The 17,372-nt window shown below is 60.9% G+C and carries 15 protein-coding genes; 13 read left to right on the top strand and 2 right to left on the bottom strand.

Annotated elements, in window-relative coordinates; all coding sequences use genetic code 11:
• Entirely contained in the window at positions 1-1,134 is a 1,134-nt protein-coding gene (locus RIN56_02345; protein MDR7865625.1) for an amidohydrolase, read from the bottom strand.
• Positions 1,135-1,316: 182 nt separating this feature from the next.
• Between RIN56_02345 and guaB the strand changes: the two genes are divergently transcribed.
• The 9 genes from guaB (at position 1,317) to RIN56_02300 (ending at position 11,930) form a co-directional block, all read left to right on the top strand.
• Entirely contained in the window at positions 1,317-2,774 is a 1,458-nt protein-coding gene (guaB, locus tag RIN56_02340; GenBank protein MDR7865624.1) for an IMP dehydrogenase, read from the top strand.
• Positions 2,775-2,859: 85 nt separating this feature from the next.
• Positions 2,860-4,413 (top strand): sigma 54-interacting transcriptional regulator, encoded by a 1,554-nt coding sequence (locus tag RIN56_02335; protein MDR7865623.1) that lies wholly within the window; start codon positions 2,860-2,862, stop codon positions 4,411-4,413.
• Between the two features lie 189 nt (positions 4,414-4,602).
• A complete protein-coding gene (locus tag RIN56_02330; protein MDR7865622.1) occupies positions 4,603-5,427 on the top strand; it encodes a 3-keto-5-aminohexanoate cleavage protein in 825 nt (274 codons plus the stop codon).
• Between the two features lie 10 nt (positions 5,428-5,437).
• Positions 5,438-6,382, top strand: a complete 945-nt coding sequence (locus RIN56_02325; GenBank protein ID MDR7865621.1) for a 3-hydroxyacyl-CoA dehydrogenase family protein — start codon at positions 5,438-5,440, stop codon at positions 6,380-6,382.
• A gap of 38 nt (positions 6,383-6,420) precedes the next feature.
• Positions 6,421-7,764, top strand: coding sequence for a TIGR00366 family protein (locus tag RIN56_02320; protein MDR7865620.1), 1,344 nt, complete (start codon positions 6,421-6,423; stop codon positions 7,762-7,764).
• A 111-nt stretch (positions 7,765-7,875) separates the two neighbouring features.
• Positions 7,876-8,244, top strand: coding sequence for a DUF3870 domain-containing protein (locus tag RIN56_02315; GenBank protein MDR7865619.1), 369 nt, complete (start codon positions 7,876-7,878; stop codon positions 8,242-8,244).
• A 158-nt stretch (positions 8,245-8,402) separates the two neighbouring features.
• Positions 8,403-9,992: a D-aminoacylase gene (locus RIN56_02310; GenBank protein ID MDR7865618.1), complete on the top strand. Its 1,590-nt coding sequence runs from the start codon at positions 8,403-8,405 to the stop codon at positions 9,990-9,992.
• 37 nt (positions 9,993-10,029) lie between these two features.
• Positions 10,030-11,343, top strand: coding sequence for a Na+/H+ antiporter NhaC family protein (locus tag RIN56_02305; GenBank protein MDR7865617.1), 1,314 nt, complete (start codon positions 10,030-10,032; stop codon positions 11,341-11,343).
• A 113-nt stretch (positions 11,344-11,456) separates the two neighbouring features.
• The gene (locus tag RIN56_02300; GenBank protein MDR7865616.1) at positions 11,457-11,930 is read left to right on the top strand and encodes a CBO0543 family protein; all 474 of its coding nucleotides are present in this window, start codon (positions 11,457-11,459) and stop codon (positions 11,928-11,930) included.
• A 41-nt stretch (positions 11,931-11,971) separates the two neighbouring features.
• On the opposite strand, the gene RIN56_02295 is transcribed toward RIN56_02300, so the two are convergent.
• Positions 11,972-12,859: a polysaccharide deacetylase family protein gene (locus tag RIN56_02295; protein ID MDR7865615.1), complete on the bottom strand. Its 888-nt coding sequence runs from the start codon at positions 12,857-12,859 to the stop codon at positions 11,972-11,974.
• Positions 12,860-12,992: 133 nt separating this feature from the next.
• Between RIN56_02295 and RIN56_02290 the strand changes: the two genes are divergently transcribed.
• The 4 genes from RIN56_02290 to pssA all read left to right on the top strand — a co-directional run bounded on the left by RIN56_02290 (position 12,993) and on the right by pssA (position 17,256).
• Positions 12,993-15,026, top strand: coding sequence for a PBP1A family penicillin-binding protein (locus RIN56_02290; GenBank protein MDR7865614.1), 2,034 nt, complete (start codon positions 12,993-12,995; stop codon positions 15,024-15,026).
• Positions 15,027-15,109: 83 nt separating this feature from the next.
• Positions 15,110-15,832: a WecB/TagA/CpsF family glycosyltransferase gene (locus RIN56_02285; GenBank protein ID MDR7865613.1), complete on the top strand. Its 723-nt coding sequence runs from the start codon at positions 15,110-15,112 to the stop codon at positions 15,830-15,832.
• A gap of 114 nt (positions 15,833-15,946) precedes the next feature.
• Entirely contained in the window at positions 15,947-16,585 is a 639-nt protein-coding gene (locus tag RIN56_02280; protein ID MDR7865612.1) for a phosphatidylserine decarboxylase family protein, read from the top strand.
• On the top strand, positions 16,582-17,256 hold the full coding sequence (pssA, locus tag RIN56_02275) for a CDP-diacylglycerol--serine O-phosphatidyltransferase (GenBank protein ID MDR7865611.1): 675 nt from the start codon (positions 16,582-16,584) through the stop codon (positions 17,254-17,256). Before RIN56_02280 ends, pssA begins: the two co-directional genes overlap by 4 nt.
• Positions 17,257-17,372 lie beyond the last annotated feature (116 nt).

Raw genomic sequence — 17,372 nt, 5'->3', positions numbered from 1 at the left:
TCAGCAACGGCCGTAGACCGGTTCGCCGTTGATGAACACCTGATCTATTTTGGTGGCTATGGCGAAAGGGTCGCCTGCGAAGATGACAAGGTCGGCGTCTTTGCCGGCGTCGAGGCTGCCGATCCGGTCGGCGACGCCGATGATTTCGGCGGCGCTGAGGGTGATGGCGCGTAGGGCGGCGTCATACGGCAGGCCCTCGCGGACGGCGAGGGCCGCTTCGAGGCGGAGGCCGCCGATCGGCAGGAAGGGGTGGTCGGTGATGAGGGCGACTTTGACGCCGGCGGCGTGGAGGATGGCGGGCGTGCGGTAGGTGCGGTCGCGGAGTTCGACTTTGACGCGGGCGGTGATTGAGGGGCCGACGGCTGCGGGTACGCCGCGGGCGGCGATCAGGTCGGCTATTTTGTGGCCGGCGGTGGCGTGCTCGAGGGTGAGCCGCAGGTTGAATTCGGCGGCTATCCTGAGGGCGGTGGCGATGTCGTCGGCGGCGTGGGCGTGGGCTCTGAGGGGGATTTCGCCGCTCAGCACGCGGGCGAGGGCTTCGAGGCGCAGGTTGCGTCCGATTGGCGGTTTTTTTGCGTATTCGCGGGCGGCGACGAGGTTTTCGCGGATGATGCCGGCGACGGTCATACGGGTGGAGGGGGACTTGCCTTTGCCGCCGTACATTTTGATGGGGTTTTCGCCGAAGGCTATCTTGATGCCGGCCGGCTGGCGGAGGATCATGTCGTCGATTACGCGGCCGCGGGTTTTTATGGCGACGCTCTGGCCGCCGATGACGTTTTCGCTGCCGGGGGTGGCGATGATGGCGGTGACGCCGCCGCCTACGGCGTCTTCCAGGCCTTCGTCCTCGGGGTTGACGGCGTCGAGGGCGCGGAGGTGGGGGCAGACCGGGTCGGCGATCTCGTTTTTGTCGACATGGGCGTCGCCGACCCCTTCCTCGGCGATGCCGAGGTGGGTGTGGCAGTCGATGAGGCCGGGGGTGACGACTTTGCCGGCGGCTTCGAGGATGCGCGCGTCGGCGGGGATGGAGATGTGCCGGCCTGCGGCGACGATTTTGCCGTTATTAAGCAGGATGACGGCGTCTTCAATCGTGCCGCGACTGACGGTGTGGACGGTTCCGCCGCGGATTGCCAGCATTTTTGCACCTCCGGGTGAGCATGATATGTGTAGTGTGAGGCCGGGAAATGGATTGTATCCGCGCCCCGCGAACGGCGGCGGGGAATTTTTTCGCTGCGGGGACAAAAAGGGTGGATTCGTCCGGTTAGTTATGGTATTATATTCAAAATACGTGTTAGACAAATGCTGAAAGGAGTAACGCAATGTTCGACGACAAGTTCGGTCCGGAAGGCCTGACCTTCGACGATGTGCTGCTCGTCCCCAACCGTTCGGAGATCTTGCCCCGCGATGTCGATGTGACTACTAATCTTACCAGGAACGTCAAACTCAATATTCCCATTATCAGCTCAGGAATGGATACGGTGACCGAGGCGCGCATGGCGATTGCCATGGCACGGGAAGGCGGCCTCGGCGTCATCCACAAGAATTTGTCCATCGAACGCCAGGCCAACGAAATCGACAAGGTCAAGCGGTCGGAACACGGCATAATCGTTGACCCCATCTTCCTGGCGCCGGACAATACGCTCCAGGATGCCCACGACCTGATGGAGCGCTACCGCATCTCCGGTGTGCCGATCACTGTCGAGGGCGGCAGGCTTGTAGGCATCCTCACCAACCGCGACCTCAGGTTCGAAACCGACCTTACCCGCAAGATCCACGAATGCATGACCAAGGACAACCTGATCACCGGGCCGGTGGGTACGTCGCTGGAGGAGGCCAAGGAGCTTTTGCGCCAGCACCGTATCGAGAAACTGCCGCTGGTCGACGCGCAGGGGTATCTGAAGGGTCTCATCACCATCAAGGATATCGAGAAGGCGCAGAAGTACCCGCAATCGGCCAAGGATCTCAAGGGCCGCCTGCGGGTGGCCGCCGCCATCGGGGTCGGGGAGGACATGCCCGACCGCGTGGCCGCACTTGTGAAGGCGAAGGTGGATGTGCTGGTGGTCGACACCGCCCACGGCCATTCGCGCGGGGTGCTTGAGGCGGTCAAGTATATCAAGAAGCATTATCCCGAGGTCGATCTGATGGCCGGCAACGTGGCTACGGGCGCCGCGACCCGCGACCTGATCGAAGCGGGGGCGGACGCCATCAAGGTCGGCATGGGGCCTGGCTCGATCTGCACGACGCGGGTTATCGCCGGCATCGGCGTTCCCCAGATCACGGCAGTGTATGACTGCGCCACGACGGCGCGGCCTTACGGCGTACCGGTGATCGCCGACGGCGGCATCAAGTATTCCGGCGATATTACCAAGGCGATCGCCGCCGGGGCGAGCGTGGTGATGATCGGCAATCTGCTGGCCGGCACGGAGGAGAGCCCCGGGGAAACGATCATTTATCAGGGCCGCAGCTATAAGATTTACCGCGGCATGGGTTCGCTGGGAGCGATGGTCGAGGGCAGTAAGGACCGCTACTTCCAGGAGAATATGGAGAAGCTGGTGCCCGAAGGGATCGAGGGTCGCATCCCGTATAAAGGGGTGGTGTCGGATACGATCTATCAGATGGTCGGCGGCCTCCGGGCCGGGATGGGCTACTGCGGGGTGCGGAATATCGAGGAGCTCATCACCAAGACCCGCTTTGTCAAGGTGACCGGCGCGGGTCTGAAGGAGAGCCATCCCCATGATATCAGCATCACCAAGGAAGCGCCCAATTACAGCGTATAGAAAGAATAAGCCGCCCACTGGGCGGCTTCTTTTCTGTTGTGTTGGCGCGATTCTTGCTCTATAGTGGATGTAGAGGGGTGGTAAAGTGGGCGGACAGGACAAGTTTGCGGCTCAGGCGTTCCTTGAGGAGCTGATCGGGAAGATTGCCGCCGACGGCTGCGGACGGTGCGAACACGAAAAAGTGGCGGCCGGGCTGGGCAAGGTACTGGAGGAATTCCGCCGCACGGCCGAATTCGATTTCCGCGAGTTGGGCGATCATGTCTACGACGGCATCTATATCGCCGACGGTGCGGGTAAGACGCTGTATGTGAACAAGGCGTACACGCGGATAACCGGTATCGAGCCGGAGGAGGTCGTCGGCAAGCATGTCAAAGACCTTGAGGAGGCGGGCCTGTATAAGAACGCGGTCACCCCGGAGGTGATCAGGCGCCGGAAACAGGTCAATTCGATGGCGGAGAGCCTCCGGAACGGCAGAAAGATGCTGATCACCGGCAACCCGGTCTTCGACGCCGAGGGCAACGTGAAGTATGTGGTCGTCATCGACCGCGAGATCACCGATCTGCTGACGATGAAAGCCGAGCTGGAAGCTTCGCAGGAGAAGATGAAGGCCGTCGAGGCGGACAAGGTCAAGAGCATCCTGGAGATCGAGCATCTGCGCCGCCTTCACCTGAACAACAGCCTTATCGGCTGCAGCGCGGCGACGGCGAAGATCATCGAGGCGATCCACCAGGTGGCGCCTCTCGACGTCACTGTGCTGATAGCCGGCGAAACAGGCGTGGGCAAGGAGGTCGTCGCCAACGAGATTTATATGAACAGTCCCCGCAACAAGGGGCCGTTCATCAAGGTGAACTGCGCCGCCATTCCCGGTAATCTGCTGGAGGCCGAGCTGTTCGGCTATGAGAAGGGCGCCTTTACCGGCGCGGTCGGCACCGGCCGGCTGGGAATGTTCGAGCTGGCGGACAAGGGGACGCTGCTGCTCGACGAGATCGGCGATATGCCGCTGGAGCTGCAGTCGAAGCTGCTGCGGGTTATCCAGCATAAGGAGATAACACGCATCGGCGGGACGAAACCCGTCAAGCTCGATGTGAGAATTCTGGCGGCGACCAATTGCGATCTGCAAAAACTTGTTCAGCAAGGGCGGTTTCGGGAAGACCTGTATTATCGCCTGAATGTTTTTCCCATCGCAATCCCCCCGCTCAGATCGCGGCCGGAGGATATCGAGCCGCTGGCCGAGCATTTCCTGGCGGCGTACAACGCCAAGTACGGTAAAGTTACTTATATCGAAGACGCCGGACTGGCGATCATGAAACAGTATTCGTGGCCCGGCAATGTCCGCGAACTGCAGAATATCGTCGAGCGGCTGGTGATCGTCGCCGAGCCTGCGGCGGTGATAACCGGCGAACGCCTCGCGCCGCTGCTGAACGTCTATTCCGGTTACAGCGAGCCGGCGATCAGGGAGGCTGGCCTCAAAGAGATTGTGGCGAATATCGAGAAAAAGACGCTGGAGAGGGTACTGGCCCTCCACGGCAGCACCCGTAAAGCGGCCAAGGTGCTCAAGGTGGATCAGTCGACAATTGTCAAGAAAGCTAAGAAATTCGGGCTTAAGTTAGGCGATGAAAATGATCATCACGAGCGATGAATTTTATCATCGCCTGTGATGGCACATTTTTCAGATATTTTGCATTATTTTTCGCGGGAGAGCGATGAATTTTTTCATCGCTCTCCCGTTTTTTTTCGCCGGGAAGCCGCGATTGCCGGGCTTTTCGCTATTGGCACGGTTATTGCTTTATATAGTTTCAGTCCCAAATAATTCTACTTTGAGGTGACAATGATGCAGAAAGTAATCGTATCCGTTGCGCCGACCGGCGCCTGGCCCACGAAGGAGCACAACCCGAACATCCCGCTGACGCCGCGGGAAATCGCCGACGACGTCTACGCGTGCTGGCAGGCGGGCGCAGCTGTCGCCCACCTGCACATGCGCGACGATGAAGGCAAGGGAACGATGAGCAAGGAGAAGTTCGCCGAGACGGTCGGCCTTATCCGCCAGAAGTGCGATATCGTCCTCAATCTCACGACATCGGGCGACCTGAACGCCACCGACGAGACGCGGATGGCCCACCTTATCGAGCTCAGGCCGGAACTTGCTTCCTATGACGCCGGTTCAATGAACTGGATGCACAACAGCCTGTTCATCAATCACCCCCAGTTTCTCGAAAAACTGGGCAGGACGATGACCGAGATCGGGGTGAAGCCTGAGATCGAGGTTTTCGACGCCGGTATGCTTTATAACGCCGTTTATTATATGAAAAAGGGCGTTATCGCTTCTCCCGGCCACTATCAGTTCGTGCTGGGGGCGGCCGGCGGGACGGCGGCGACGGTGGAGAATCTGGTTTATCTCAAGAGCCTGCTGCCGCCCGGATCGACCTGGTCAGCGTTCGGCATCGGCGCCGGCCATATCCCCATCCTGTACGCGACGCTCGCTCTCGGCGGCCATGTCCGGGTGGGGATGGAGGATAACGTGCTGTATGCCAAAGACCGGCTGGCCAAGTCCAACGCCGAGTTCGTGGAACGGGCCGTCCGCCTGATCAAGGAAGCCAACAAGGAAGTCGCCACACCGGACGACGCGAGAAGCATTCTCAATCTCAGAAAGTAGGTGCCCTGCCATGATCAAGAAAATCGGCGTCGTTGGCGCGGGGACGATGGGGCATGCTATCGCCGAATCGTTCGCGCTCTACGGTTATGATGTGAATATGTTCGATACCGGCGAGCAGGTGCTGGCCCAGGCGAAGGAGCAGATAAGGCAGGAGCTTGAGCTGCTGGCTGAGGAGGGCTTTATGCCCGCGACCGGGATCCAGGCTACCCTCGACAGGATAACGCCGTGCACCGACCTGAAAACGGCGGTTGCCGACCGGGATTATGTCATCGAAGCCGCTCCCGAGAGCATCGACCTCAAGCAGAAGCTGTTCAAACAGCTTGACGAGTATTGCCGTCCCGAAGCTATCCTGGCCAGCAACACCTCAAGCCTGGCGCTGAATGCGATGATGGCGCTCGTGGGCGAGGAGCGCAAAAAGCGGATGATGGTCTGCCACTGGTATAATCCGGGCCACCTGATGCCGATTGCCGAGTTGTCGTTCTTCGGCAACATGCCGGCGGAGATCTATCAGGAAGTCGAGGCTTTGTACCGGTCGATCAAGAAGCAGACGGTCAAGGTGCTCAAGGACGTGCCCGGTCTGGTGGCCAACCGCATCCAGCAGGGCGTCGCCAGGGAGGCGTTTTCGATCATCGAGCAGGGTATAGCCGAGCCGGCCGACGTCGATAAGGCGCTCAAGTTCGGCCCGGCCTTCCGCTACGCCACGACGGGGCAACTGGAGGTGGCCGATTTCGGCGGCCTCGATATCTGGTGCGTCGTGGGCGACAATCTGCTGAAGGTGATGGACAACTCGCAGGAGGCCAACAGGCTGCTGCGCGAAAAAGTGAAGGAGGGAAAGCTGGGCATCAAGACGGGCGAGGGTTTTTATGTTTATAAGCAGGACGAGATTCCTGCGATCAAAAAGCAATTCATGAAGAAACTCATCCATCAATTGAAAGCTTCGGAGTATTATTTGTAAACCCCCGGAATTTTAGATATTTAGGGAGGGTTGAATCTATGTTGTGGCGGATATCGAGAGCGTTCCAGTTCGCGGCCGACCGGTATATCCCCGATTCCTTCGTGTTTTGCGTCATCCTCACCCTGTTCGCCTTTGTTTTCGGCCTGATGGTGAGCCCCGACGGTCCCCTGAAGCTGGTGCTGGGGTGGTATAACGGCCTGTGGACGATGATCGGGTTCGCGTTCCAGATGTCGTTCATGGTCATTTGCTGCGGGGCGGCGGCCAAGGCGCCGCTGGTCGAGAAGTTCCTTGCCAGGGTGGCCAGGATGCCGAATTCGGCTTCGATGGCGATGGTGGTCATGCTGGTCTTCGGGTTCGTTTCCAGCCTGATCAACTGGGCATTCTCGTCGATTCTTACGCCGATCTTCGCGATGCAGTTGTCGCGCAACGTCAAGGGCCTGCATTTTCCGCTGGCGATCGCCGCCGGCTATACCACGATGGTGCTGGGCCAGACCTGGTGCCCGAGCGCGAGCGTGTACGCTCTGGTGGCGACCAAGGGACATTTTCTCGAGAAAACCATCGGCATCTGGACCCAGGACGTGACTGTCTATAATCCGGTCAACACAGCGATCTTCTTTATTATGGTTATTACGGTCATCCTGCTTGGCGTGTATACGAAGCCGCCCGCCAACGAACTGATAACCTACGAGCCGCAGGACGGACCGGCGGTCGCCGCGACCGTCGCCAGGGAAGAGGATGAAACGCTGGCCGACAAGATGAACAGCAGCCGGTTCCTGATGCTGCTGATCGGCGCGGCCGGCCTGGCGGTCATCATCCATAGTATCGTAACCAAGGGTGTTATGAAGTCGCTCGATTTCAACTTCGTCATCTTCATGTTCCTGACGCTTAACGCTTTCCTCTACAATACTCCCAGCAAGTTCGTGAACGCTTTCAAAGACATGATGCGGCCGGCGGCCGAAGTTATGCTGCAGTTCCCGTTCTATGGCGGCATCATGGGTATGATGACGGCGTCCGGCCTGGGCAAGGTCGTCGCCGGGCTGCTGATCAAGGTGGCGACTGCCGATACCATTTACGCCTGGTCGTTCTTCTCGGCCGCGTTCGTCAACCTGTTCATCCCGTCCCAGGGCGGCCAGTGGATCGTTCAGGGGCCGATTCTCATGGAAGCGGCGAAGGCGCTGAATGCCAATATTCCCTTAGTTATGAACGCGTTCGTCCACGGCGACGAGGTGACCAACCTCATCCAGCCGCTGTACGTCATCCCGGCCCTGGCCCTCGTGGGCATGAAGCTGAAGGAAGTCTGGGGCTTCATGGCCTTCATCTGCGTGTTCTGGCTGGTAATCGTCACCGCCGGATTCCTTATTCTGCCGAAGATACTGATGTAAGCGACACGGTTCCCAAGCCGCCCCGAAAGGGCGGCTTTTTTGTGAAAGGAGGGAGAATGGGGGGAGGCGGCGAATGGATAGGCATATTCTTCCAGAGGAGGGGCGGCGATCATGTACTCCCCCAATACCGTCTACATCATCGGTGACTCCAAGTCGCAGATGAACAATCCCATAACCCAGATGTACGGGCAGTTCATGCTCGGGTTTGTTATCGACCGCGATACCGACATCATCGAAAGCTGCGGCAGTTCAGTCATCATGAAGAGTACGTACGACTTTCTCGACAGCCTGTTCAAGGGCCGGAACATGCTCACCGACGGGGAAGCTATCCGCCGCGAGATCGAGAATCGCTATTTCGGGTCGTCGCAGAAGGCGATCATCGTGGCTTTCAAGGAGGCCCAGCGCCGCTACCGCCTCTATAAGCAGGGGGTGAGGGGCGATCATCTGACCCGGCAGGAAGATCTGAACCGGAATTGTTAGCTATTGACAGCCGCTGAATTTTCTGCTAATTTAGAGTTGAAATCTGATATTGCTGCTTCATTTGTCTGACGCAGGTGAAATCCAGCAAAACAGCGTCCCTACCAACGGGGGTGGGCGTGTTTTGCTGGTTTTATTTTTTGGGAAAGGTAGGGATTGCTGTGAAGTATCTGCTCAAGAATGGTTTTGTATTGGACGGCAGCGGACGCAAGGGCGAGCGGGCCGACGTGTTGCTGGCAGGGGGAAGGATTGCCGAGGTGGGGAAAGGGCTGTCCGTTGCCGGAGCGGAGGTGGTGGATGCCGCGGGCCTGGTAGTGGCCCCTGGCTTCATCGACAGCCACACCCACAGCGACCGGACGGTTTTCCACGGGCCGCGCGGCAACAGCAAACTGATGCAGGGGGTGACGACCGAGATGGTCGGCAACTGCGGCATCGGGTTATTTCCGGTTAGCGCCGGACGCCGGCGCGAGCTGGAGACGTACCTGGCCACGATGGAAGGCGAGCTGCCGCCGCAGGGCATCGAATGGGAGGATATGGACGGCTACGCCAGGGCGGTGGAGCGACTGGAGCCAGGGCGCAATCTGGCTCCCCTGGTGGCCCACGGGGCTTTGCGGATAGCGGCGATGGGGTCGGACGACCGGGTGCCGGCCGCGTCCGAGCTTGATGAGATGAAGATGCTGTTGGCCAGGTCGCTGGAGCAGGGAGCGTGGGGAATGTCGACCGGGCTCATTTACCCGCCGGGCAGTTTTGCGGCCACGCCGGAGCTTGTTGAACTGGCCGGCGTGCTGGCCGCCTACAAGGCGGTTTACGCCAGCCACATCCGCGGCGAGAGCAAAACGCTGCCGGCGGCGGTGGAGGAAGCGGTGTCGATCGCGGCGGCCAGCGGGGCGCGGGTGCTTATTTCCCACCTGAAGGCTATCGGCCAGCCCTTCTGGGGACAGGGGCGGGCTGCGCTGGACAGACTGGCCGAGGCGCGTTCCCAGGGGGTGGATGTGTGGGCGGATCAGTATCCTTACGAGGCCACGTCGACGTCGCTGACGGCGCTGTTGCCCGGCTGGGTGCAGGACGGCGGCCCGGCAGCGATGCTATGGCGGCTGGCGGACGCCGACCTTCATTCCCGCATCCGCCAGGCGGTCCGCGAGGAGATGGCGGTGCGGGGCGGGCCGGAACGGGTCAGGATCGCTTCGCTGCGTACCGCGGCTAACGGTAAGTATGTCGGCCGGACGGTGGCCGAGCTGGCCTGGGATCGCCTGCTGGCGCCCGAGGATGCGGTGGTCGCTCTGCTTAAGGAGGAAGGCGGCGCGGTGGAGGCGATCTATTTTTCGCTCAGCAGCGAGGATCTTGAGGGCATTATCGGCAGCGATTTCGTGGCTGTCGGCAGCGACGGCAGCGGCCTCGACCCGGCGAGGGACGGCGGCAAGATGGTGCATCCCCGCAATTACGGCACGTTCCCGCGGGTGCTGGGTCATTATGTCCGCGAGCGGGGACTGCTGCCCCTGGAGGCGGCGGTGCGCAAGATGACGGCTTTGCCGGCGGCGATTTTCGGCATAAGGGACCGCGGTCTGCTGAAGCAGGGATATATGGCGGATGTTGTGGTTTTCGACTCTGAGCGCATCCGCGACCGGGCGGACTTTTCCAATCCCCACCAGTATCCGGAGGGGATAGAGTATGTGTTTGTCAACGGCGCGCCGGCGGTGGCAGCCGGGAGCCTGACGGGCGACGGGCGGGGGGAGGTGCTGCGCAAGCGGTGACGGACCGGGAAGCCAGTAAATATAGGGAGGGAAGCTAATGGTTGATGGCGGTTTCAATCTGTGGTGGGGCCTGGTGGGCCTGATCCCGCTCCTGGTGTACATGGTGCTGGTGCTGCGGGAGATGGACCCGCTGCCGGCTACGATCATCTGCGTGGTGATCGGCGCGGTGATCAATGCCAAGAGCCTCGTGGCCGTGGGGGCTGACCTGTCGAAGGCGATGGGCTCGTTCCTCGGGCTGGTCGGACTCATCATCATGCTGGGACGCGGCCTGGGCGAGATATTGTCCGAGACCAAGGTCGCCCATACTCTGGTGTATAAGATCATGTACGGCATCGGCGTCAATTCCCAGCGCAAAGCGGCTCTGGGGATAATGTTCGCGTCGCTGGTTATCGTCGGCCTGCTGGGAACGATGGCCGGCGGGATCGCCATCATCGCCCCGATCGTCAACCCGATCGCGGCGGCGGTGGGGCTGACGCCGGCGATGGTGGCGGTGCTTTACCAGAGCGTGGGCGAGGAAGCCCTGACCCTTGGGCCGTTCACGCCGCCGGTGGTGACGCTGCTCGGCCTGACCAAGCTGGATTACGGGACAATGCTCATTACCGCGGCGATTCCGATCGCCGTCGTGACAATGATCGCCGCCTGGATTATGATGTGGCGCATCCAGCGCGACACGGCCGAAAAATCGTCGTACGACGAGACGATACGGTCGAGCAGCGTGGGGTTTACCCCCACCGATACCAGCCGCCGGGCCACCAATGTTTTCGTCTGGCTGTTCATCGCCTTGATAGCTTACGGCATTTTCATCAAGGCGGCGACGCCGTACGTAATATCGGTCATGCTGATCCTGTCTTTCGTGGTGGGGTTCGTCGGCAAGCTGAAGTTTGACGAGATCTGCCGCGGCGTCGTCCGGGGGATGGCCGGCAATGTCGGCATCTTCCTGCTGTTTATCCTCCTTGAGCTGCTCATCAATTATGTGGAGCATGCCGGCGGTTTCAAGGCGATCACGTATCTGCTCATGCCGCTTATCCAGATAGGCGGCAAGGCGGCGGTGGTCATCGCCGGCGGCGTTATCGGCGCCTTCGGCATCTCGGGCGCGGTGGTGGCCGAGCTGATGACGCTCAACAAGATGTTCGCCTCGCTGGTGAGCCAGTACGGGGTGTCGATGATCGCCTGGACGGTGGCGCTGATCGTGGCGACGCGGGTGACGAATTTCATCATTCCGGGCAGCAACATGGTCGCGATGATGGGCTTCGCGCAGTCGAAGGACCTCGGATCGATGATCCGCAACGGCTGGGCGGTGGCATTCGCCCAGACGGCGCTGCTGATCATCTACGCGTTGCTGTTTGCGTAGGATTATTAAGAGGAAGTAATTTTGAACCGCCCCGGGAAATCCCGGGGCGGTTCGGCTTTTTCCAAGGTATTCTGGGGAAGATATATTACCACGACGACAAAGGATGAAGGCATTTGTCAACAGAAAAACTGATTCTCTATGGTGTCTGGATTGCTACTGTTGTCAGCCTGTTTTTTCTCATCCCCAGGGAAAAGGTACGCCTTGCTCTGGTGGCATTTCTCTTCAAACAATTCATAACGTGGCCTGTGGGGTTGTATGTGGTCGACAGAGGCTGGATAATGTACCCTGTGCGTTTTTTCGAAAACGCCAATCAGACAAGTTTCACGTTCGAATATTTCTTTTTCCCGGTGCTGTGCGCGTATTTCAACGTCTACTTTCCCGAGGGCAGTAAAGCCCTGGTGCGAGCGGCGTATTACATGCTTTTCTGCTCTGCGCTGACGGTTGCCGAGGTCATGCTCGAGCGTTATACCGATCTGATCATTTATATTAGTTGGGACTGGTATCTGACGTGGTTTTCGATGTTCGTCTTGTTTTACATCACCCGCAAGTTCTGTCTGTGGTTCTTCGAAAAATACGGCGGTGTGTGAAGAAGGCGAACCGCCCCGGGATTATCCCGGGGCGGTTCGCGTTACCAGGCGGGCGGGGTTTCGAGGTTAACCACCCGAAATTCGAAGCGGCGGTCTTGAAAGTATTTTATGATGGCGGGGAGGGCGCGGACGGTTTCTTCGTGGCCGCGGCCGTCGTGCATGAGGACGATGGCGTGGCTCCAGAGGAATTTACGGCTGTCGAGCTGCTGGGCGACGGCGGCGGCGATCTGGGCGGCCTTGGCCCGGGAGGCGTCGCCGGAGTTGACGTTCCAGCCGACCTCGCGGTAGCCTTCGTCGGCGAGGGCCGACCAGTAACCGGCGGTGAAGCTGCCGGCCGAGCCGCCGGGAGCCCGCGATATGCGGGGGCGGAACCCAAGGTGTTTGACGAGGATGTCGTCGGTGCGGCGGAGCTGGGCGGTGTAGGCGGCCGGGGAGCGGTAGAGCTCGCGGTAGGAGTGGTTGTAGGAATGATTGCCGATGGCGTGGCCGTCGCGCTGGATCTGGCGGAGGATGGCGGGGGCTTTTTCCGCCTGGCGGCCGACGACGAAGAAGGTGGCGGGGACGCCGGCCTGGCGCAGAATGCGGAGGATGGCGGGGGTGATGTCGGGGTCGGGGCCGTCGTCGAAGGTGAGGTAGACGGTGCGTTCGCCGTAGTAGGGGAAGGCAGGCGGCAGGGCGGTGGGGAGGCTCTCGGCGCGGCGCCGGTCGACGGTGAGGGTGTCGTACACGGGTCCGCCGGGTGAGGAGGGGACGAAGCCTGCTGCGAGGCGGTAGGTGGGCGGCCCGGTTGCGCTGGCCGGCAGGGAAGGTGTGGCGGGCGGGGGCGGGCGGTGGAAGGCGAGTGAGGCGAGGGGCGTGCAGAGGAGGAGAAGCAGGAGGGCGGCGGCAAGGTAGCTGGCGGTGCGCAGGAGGGTGGCGGTTTTGGTCATGACAGTTCCCCGACGACAATAATATTTTTATGTAATATTCGCGGTGGCGGGGATGATTCCTGCCGCGCAATTACCTGCCAAGCTGTGGATATACTAGCTGTGGATATACTATCGGTAAAGGAGGGGTTGAGGCATGGAAGAACACGGCCGCCGGCGCCATAAAAAGCTTGCTGTCTGGCGGGAGTATGTTGTCGACGTCGTGATCGCGGCTATGGTTATCGCCCTCTTTTCGGCGGCCGGCTGTGCCTATTTTTCCTTGCCGCGCACCGATAATCTCGAGAATCTTTCGATGAAGGCGGCTACACAGGTTTTCGACGTCAACGGCCAGCCGGTGGCCAAGCTGTTTGAGGAGAACCGGATTGTCGTGACGCTGAGCAATGTGTCCCGGTATGTGCCTGAGGCGATCGTCGCCAATGAGGATATCCGCTTTTACCGCCATCTCGGCGTCGACCCTATCGGTATTCTGCGGGCAGTATGGGTCAATCTCCGCTACGGCGGGGTGGTGGAGGGGGGCAGCACGATAACGCAGCAGTTGGCGAGGGAGATGTTCCTTACTCAGGAGCAGACGCTGACCCGCAAGCTCAAGGAGGCGCTGTTGGCGCTGATCATCGAACGGAAGTTTTCCAAGGAGGAGATTCTCCAGGCGTACCTCAATCAGGTGTATTTCGGTGAGGGGGCATACGGCGTCGAGGCTGCCGCCCAGGTGTATTTCGGCAAGCACGCCGCCGAGCTTTCGCTGGTGGAGAGCGCGATGCTGGCCGGCCTGCCGCGGGGGCCGAACATTTTTTCGCCGTACGCCGATGTGCGGGCGGCGCTCAACCGCCGGGGCACGGTGCTGCAGGGGCTGGCCAACGCCGGCTATATAACGCAGGCGCAGGCCGAGGCGGCCCAGCGCGAGCCGATCGCGCTGGCCGGGAAGAAGCGCCGGGTGGTGCAGGCGTCGTATTTTCTGGACTATGTTGCCAAGGAGCTTGTGGGGCGTTATGGGGCGAACCGCGTTTACAAGGGCGGACTGAAGGTTTATACGACGCTGGATATTAAGCTGCAGCAGGCGGCGGAGGCAGTGCTGGGCAAATATCAGGGGGCGGTGCTGACGCTCGACCCCCGAAACGGCCATATCCGGGCGATGGTGGGCGGGCGGAATTACGAGGAGAGCCAGATCAACCGGGTGACGGCCGAGGTCCGCCAGCCGGGGTCGGCGTTCAAGCCGTTCGTGTACGCGACCGCGCTGGGGCAGGGCCAGGCTGCCAATACGATCATCGTCGACGAGCGCATCAATATCGGCGGTTATTCGCCCCAGAATTACGACAAGAAGTACCGCGGGCCGGTGACGATGAAGAAGGCGGTGCGCTGGTCGGTGAACGTGGCCGCCGTCAAGACGGGCCGGCAGGCGGGGATGGCGAATGTGCTGAGTCTGGCCCGCAGCCTGGGGGTTACGACGCTGGTGCCTGAGGACGATAATCTGGCGGCGGCTCTGGGCGGGCTGACGCAGGGCGTGAGCCTGATGGAGCTGTGCACGGCGTATACGGCGTTCGCCAACGGCGGTGTGGTGTCGCGCCCAGTGGCCGTCATGAGGGTGCTGGACGAGAACGATCAGGTGCTGGAGGAGGCCAGGGTGGTCCAGCAGTCGGTGCTGCGGCCCGAGGTGGCGTATATCATGACCGATATTATGATGGGGGTGCTGCAGGACGGCACGGCGACGCCCGCCAACCTTGGCCGGCCGGCGGCCGGCAAGACGGGGACGACCGACAATTACGAGACCGCCTGGTTTGTGGGCTACACTCCCGAGCTGCTTACAGGGGTTTTTATCGGCAATGACGACCGTACGCCTGTCGGCATATCAGGGACGGAGGTTTCGGCGCTGTGGGGCCAGATGATGGCGAAGGCGGTGGCGGGGACAAGGGCGACCGATTTCCCCGTGCCGCCGGGGGTGGCGACAGGGGTGCCGGTGTGCGCCGATTCGGGCAAGCTGGCCAGCGGCGGCTGCCAGGAGACGGAATACAGCGCGTTCGTCAAGGGCACAGAACCGACGGCGATCGATCCCCGCACCCGGCCGGGGCAGAAGCTGCCGGACCCTGAAGGCCGCCCCGCGCCGGGCGATCAGGCGCAGCCGGAACAGAAGCCTGGCTGGAAGCTGCCGCCCTGGCTGCGATTGCCGGGATTGTAATGATGTGGTAAAATGGTGTGAGAAGCTGGGGCGGCAGTTTGCCGCGCACCGGCGGAAATAAGGCTTTCCGAGGAGTTTGCCGCGTGCGTGTTGACGTTCTGGGAGTTAATATCGATGCAGTGACTCTGGCCGAGGCGGTCCGGACGGTCGAGGGTTTTATCGCCGAAGGCGGACCGCACCTTGTAGCGACAGCCAACGCCGAGATGGTGATGGCGGCCGGGCGCGACTTGGAACTGGCCCGCATCCTGGCCGACGCTGCGCTCGTGGTGCCGGACGGCGCCGGCGTGGTATGGGCGGCGCGCCATCTGGGGCGGCCGGTGCCTGAACGGGTGGCCGGCTTCGATCTGGCGCAGGCGCTGCTGGCCAAGGCGGCGGCGACGGGCTGGCGGGTGTTCTTTTTCGGCGGTGCGCCGGGGATCGCCGCCAGGGCCAGCGAAGCCGCGGCTCAGAAGTGGCCGGGGCTTGTTGTCGCCGGTGTGCGCGACGGGTATTTTGCCCCCGAGGAGGCCGCCGGCATCGCCGCCGCTATCAGGGAGAGCAGGCCGCATATCCTGCTGGCCGCCCTGGGGGTGCCCAAGCAGGAGAAGTGGCTGGCCACGCATGAGGCGACGCTGTCGGTGCCTGTGTCTATGGGCGTCGGGGGCACTTTCGACGTTATGGCCGGCGTTGCTCGCCGGGCGCCGCTCTGGATGCAGCGGTCCGGCCTGGAATGGCTGTACCGACTGGGCTGCGAGCCCAGCCGCATCGGGCGGATGATGGCTCTGCCGCGCTTCGTCTTGCGGGTGCTGGCGGCCAAAAAACATTAGACAACGTCTGACGGGTATATTATAATGATTTAGGAAAATAAGGCAGGGCGGGATTTCTGTCTTGCTTTTTGTTTTGTGGGGGAAGGCGATAGTTGACCGGAAGGAGGTGGCTTGATGACCCAGACTCCAATCGTTAGAGAGGGCTTCCTGTATATCGGCATTCTCGTGCTTATCACTTTTGTCACCGCCTTGACAGTCGGCCTGTATTGGGCCATCATCCCCGGCGTGCTGGCCGCGTTTGTCACCTTTTTCTTTCGTAATCCCCGGCGGGCTATACCGTTCGACGACACTATGGTGGTGTCGGCGGCCGACGGCAGGGTTATGGGGGTCAGCGAGGTGTACGAGGACCAGTTCCTCGAACAGGACGGGATAAAGGTTACGATATTCCTGTCGGTCTTCGATGTTCATGTAAACCGCAGCCCGATAGCCGGCGAGATCAAATTCCAGCAGTATACCTGCGGGCGCTTCCGCCCGGCTTACAAGGAATCCGCAGGCTGCGAGAACGAGCGGCATACCATCGGCCTGGAGAACGAGAAGATGCGGGTGCTGGTCACGCAGATTGCCGGTATCCTGGCGCGCCGGATCGTTTCCTGGGTGACGCTGGGCGTGGTCCTTGAGCGCGGCGAGCGCTACGGCATGATCAAGTTCGGTTCTTGTACGGAGATCGTCGTTCCCCGGTCGGTGGAGATCCTGGTCAAGAAAGGCGACAAAGTCCGGGGCGGCGAGACGGTTATAGGGAGGTTGCGCGAGTGAGAACTTTCATCCCCAATTTGCTGACATGTTCCAATCTTGTTTTCGGTTTCCTGGCGATGGTCGCCGCTTTTCAGGGAGATTTCGTCGCTTCGGCGTTGCTGGTCTTTGTGGCGATGGTCGCCGACGGGCTTGATGGCCGCGCCGCCCGCTATTTCGGCGTGAGCAGCGAGTTTGGCAAGGAGCTCGATTCGCTTTGTGACGCCGGCTCGTTCGGGGTGGCCCCGGCTTTTCTGGCGTACGTATATATGTTGAAGGATTTAGGCTGGATAGGTGCGCTGATCTGCGCGGCTTTCGCCACCTGCGGGGCGCTCCGCCTGGCGCGCTTCAACGTTATGACCGGGGTGGTAAAGGGCTATTTTCTCGGATTGCCGATACCGGCGGCCGGCTGCACGGTAGCGCTTTTCGTGATGACCGGCCTCAAGCCCCCCCTGTGGATGTTTGCCATATTTGTGGCCGTGTTCGCGTATCTCATGGTGAGCACGGTGAAGTATCCGGATTTCAAAGGGAAGGGCGAGAAGATCCGTCCGGTGCCGGCCGTGCTGGCGGTGTTGGTTGGCGGCTACTTAATATACCTGTCGCCGCAGGGGGCGCTGTTCGCCGCTTTCTTCGCTTACGCCGTTTTCGGCCTGCTCAACAACCTGTTCGCGCTGTTCGAGGCCAAGGAATCATAACGTTCCGGATCCAGACCGGTTTCCTCAGGATATGAAGCAATTTGTTGGTTATATTAAAGGTAGCCTGCCGACGGTAAGAGCAGGAAAATTGTGCTGTACCGCCGAAGAAGGGCGAT

The organism is Sporomusaceae bacterium, assembly GCA_031460455.1.
GTDB lineage: Bacteria > Bacillota > Negativicutes > Sporomusales > UBA7701 > Anaeroselena.
This window is presented reverse-complemented; position numbering and strand designations above follow the sequence as displayed.